The sequence below is a fragment of the Synechococcus sp. R8-2 genome, from assembly GCF_047461715.1.
GTDB lineage: Bacteria > Cyanobacteriota > Cyanobacteriia > Thermostichales > Thermostichaceae > Thermostichus.
In genome coordinates, this window is the sequence record NZ_JANSHQ010000329.1 from 1 (window position 1) to 2455 (window position 2455).

4 protein-coding genes are annotated in these 2455 nt (G+C 56.2%); 3 read left to right on the top strand and 1 reads right to left on the bottom strand.

Annotated features, from left to right (window positions below):
- A partial coding sequence (locus NW819_RS08425; RefSeq protein WP_414413485.1) for a hypothetical protein occupies positions 1-206 on the top strand: 206 nt, incomplete at its 5' end.
- A 30-nt stretch (positions 207-236) separates the two neighbouring features.
- Here the strand turns inward: NW819_RS08425 and NW819_RS08430 are convergent.
- Entirely contained in the window at positions 237-1124 is an 888-nt protein-coding gene (locus NW819_RS08430; RefSeq protein ID WP_414413486.1) for a hypothetical protein, read from the bottom strand.
- Positions 1125-1445: 321 nt separating this feature from the next.
- Here NW819_RS08430 and psbV point away from each other — a divergent pair, with 321 nt between their 5' ends.
- Positions 1446-1988, top strand: coding sequence for a photosystem II cytochrome c-550 (psbV, locus tag NW819_RS08435; RefSeq protein ID WP_011434097.1), 543 nt, complete (start codon positions 1446-1448; stop codon positions 1986-1988).
- A 26-nt stretch (positions 1989-2014) separates the two neighbouring features.
- A partial coding sequence (gene psbV2, locus NW819_RS08440) for a photosystem II cytochrome PsbV2 (protein ID WP_414413487.1) occupies positions 2015-2455 on the top strand: 441 nt, incomplete at its 3' end.

Genomic DNA, 2455 nt, shown 5'->3' on the forward strand with positions numbered 1-2455 from the left:
CGAAGACAGGTGAGTACCAAGACAAAGTACAGAAGTACTCCAAGATTGCTTCTGACCTCGGTCTTCAGAGAAACCAAGCTTTCATGGTTTTAACCGACGTTAGCCAAGATGTAAGAACCAGTCTATCTTCCCTCTATCATTTGTCAGTCATCAGCGTTGACGAGGTTGAGGATACCTTTGAGGAGATCCTGAAAAGTCACCTTTAAGAAATCTGAAAAGCACCCCAGAGCATCGGCTCAGGCCACAATCTGGACGGCTTGCTCCATACACCACCAGGGATCCTCCGCAAAAGCTGGCATGGGAGTGCTGCCTGCTTTGCCCAGAATGGCCAGCCGGACTTCCCGATCCAGGCGGGATCCGGCCCCGTAGGGATCTTCTGAGGGAGGTTCCAGCCGTTGCCCCAGAGGGGGCATCACCATAATGCCTGGCTGCATGCTGGTGCTGCTGACCCAGATTTTGAAGCGATCCACCGCTACGTCTGTTCCTTCTGGCAGCTGCATCTGCAGCAGGTAGCGGGGGCCAGAGCCAATCAGCAGGCTCTCGTTGGGGCGTAAACGGGCAGGCAGATCTGGTTGATAGGGGTAAACCAAATCCACGCTGTACCGCCGCTCGTCAAAGACGGTGACATAAACATGCACTGGAGTGGGGGCTCTGTTTCTCAAGGCAATGGCCAGGTTGCGGCCTGCTTGGATTTGCACTTTCCCTTGGGGATCCCGCGGCAGGGGGCTCACTTCGGCAGGGGCAGAGCTGCTGGCCGGGGTTTCCAGTTGGAGAAATTCCACTTCCAAGATGCTGCTCAGCGCATCGCTGGCAGGTTGCAGGTTCAAAAGATTACCAAAAGCAGCCACGTGCTCCAACAGCCGCACCAGCTTGCGAGGCAGGGCCAGTAGCTTCTTCACCGGGATCCGGAAGGCCGCCAGAGCCACCTCTTCCCCCCGCCGGTAAAAGTGATAAGTGGCATCGGGCAACAGCTCTACCCGCAAGTCCGCTGCTTCCGGGTCTGTGTAGGTCAGAAGCGGTGAGGCCGGCAAGGCCGCCAGCAAATCGGCAACGGGCATTTGCACTTGACTGGGATCCGCACAGGTGAAAGCCACCCGCAACGGCTGGAATCGGATAGAGGACATGGGGAAAACCTGGAACGGAGTCTGCCGTATTCTCCTGCTCTGAGGTTGCCAGGCAAGCAAGCCAAGCTCTATATTAGCTGCTCATTACCTGCTCAGTTCTCTCGACTGGGCTGTGGCCAAGTCAGCTCTCGGCCAACAGACTCCCAACAGGCCATAGCTCCGTAATCAAACTTAACACCAAAGGCAAATGGAACCATTGGGAAACTATCCCGGATCCCATCTGCAAATGATCTCTTAATGGTCTATTCTTGATCCTGTTGTCGGGTTTGTGGCTGGAGTGGAGCCCACCTCTCCTCTTTCTAGGCTGATCTACGGAGAACCATGTTTAGCAAAGCTTTTTCTTTTCAGAAGGTGTTTGCGCCAGCGCGTCGTCGGTTGCTTGTCCTGCTGTTGGCTGCGTTGATGGCTGGGTTTGGCTGGGGTCTGGCTCCAGTGTTTGCAGCTAGGGATATTCCTGCAGTGGCTCTGTCGCCAACTGAGTCTATTACCTTTACCGAAGCCCAGTTGGCCAAAGGGAAGAAGCTATTCAACACCGCATGCGCCCAGTGCCATGTGGGCGGCCAGACCTATCCCAACCCGGATGTGAGCTTGAAGCTTTCGGATCTGGAGGGGGCAACTCCCCCACGGGATAATGTGCTGGCGATTGTGGATTACATCAAGAATCCAGTCACCTATGACGGGGTGGAGTCTCTGTTGGAGTATCACCCCAACACCCAGCTCACCAGTGAGTATCCACGTCTGCGCAACCTCACCGACGAGGATCTGAAGCTGATTGCGGGCTACATTCTGGTGCAGGCCAAGACCGTTCCCGGCTGGGGTGGTACCAAGAACGAAAGCCACAGCGACCTATCAGCCTATCTCTAATGCCGCATCTGGATCAGAAGTTGCCTATGAGATGGCGGATCCCGTCTCGCCTCTGGGCCTGGGTCGGGATCCTAGCTTTGTTGTGGCTGGGGCTGGCCAGTCCGGTGGCTGCCCGCATTGATCCTTACGTGAACCAGTATTTGCGGGTGAGTGGCCCTGTGGAATTGCCTCTAGATGCCGCAGGGCATACCCTCACCTTTACCCCAGAGCAGCTCACGGACGGCAAAAATCGTTTTCAGTCCGCCTGTTTGAATTGTCATGTGGGCGGTGCCACTTTGCCGGCTCCCAACATTTCCCTCTCTTTGAAGGACTTGCGCGGTGCCACTCCACCCCGAGATACCCTTCAAGCCTTGATGGAGTACCAGCGGGATCCCCGCAGCTACGATGGCTCGGATTCCAGCTATGGATGCCGACCTGTACCCCCTTCCTGGATGGACGACGAAGCCGTAAACTACCCGGCTCCGACC

Coding starts and splice junctions, on each gene's coding strand:
- NW819_RS08430 (WP_414413486.1), bottom strand. CDS start 1,124: ATGTCCTCTATCCGATTCCAGCCGTTGCGGGTGGCTTTCACCTGTGCG.
- psbV (WP_011434097.1), top strand. CDS start 1,446: ATGTTTAGCAAAGCTTTTTCTTTTCAGAAGGTGTTTGCGCCAGCGCGT.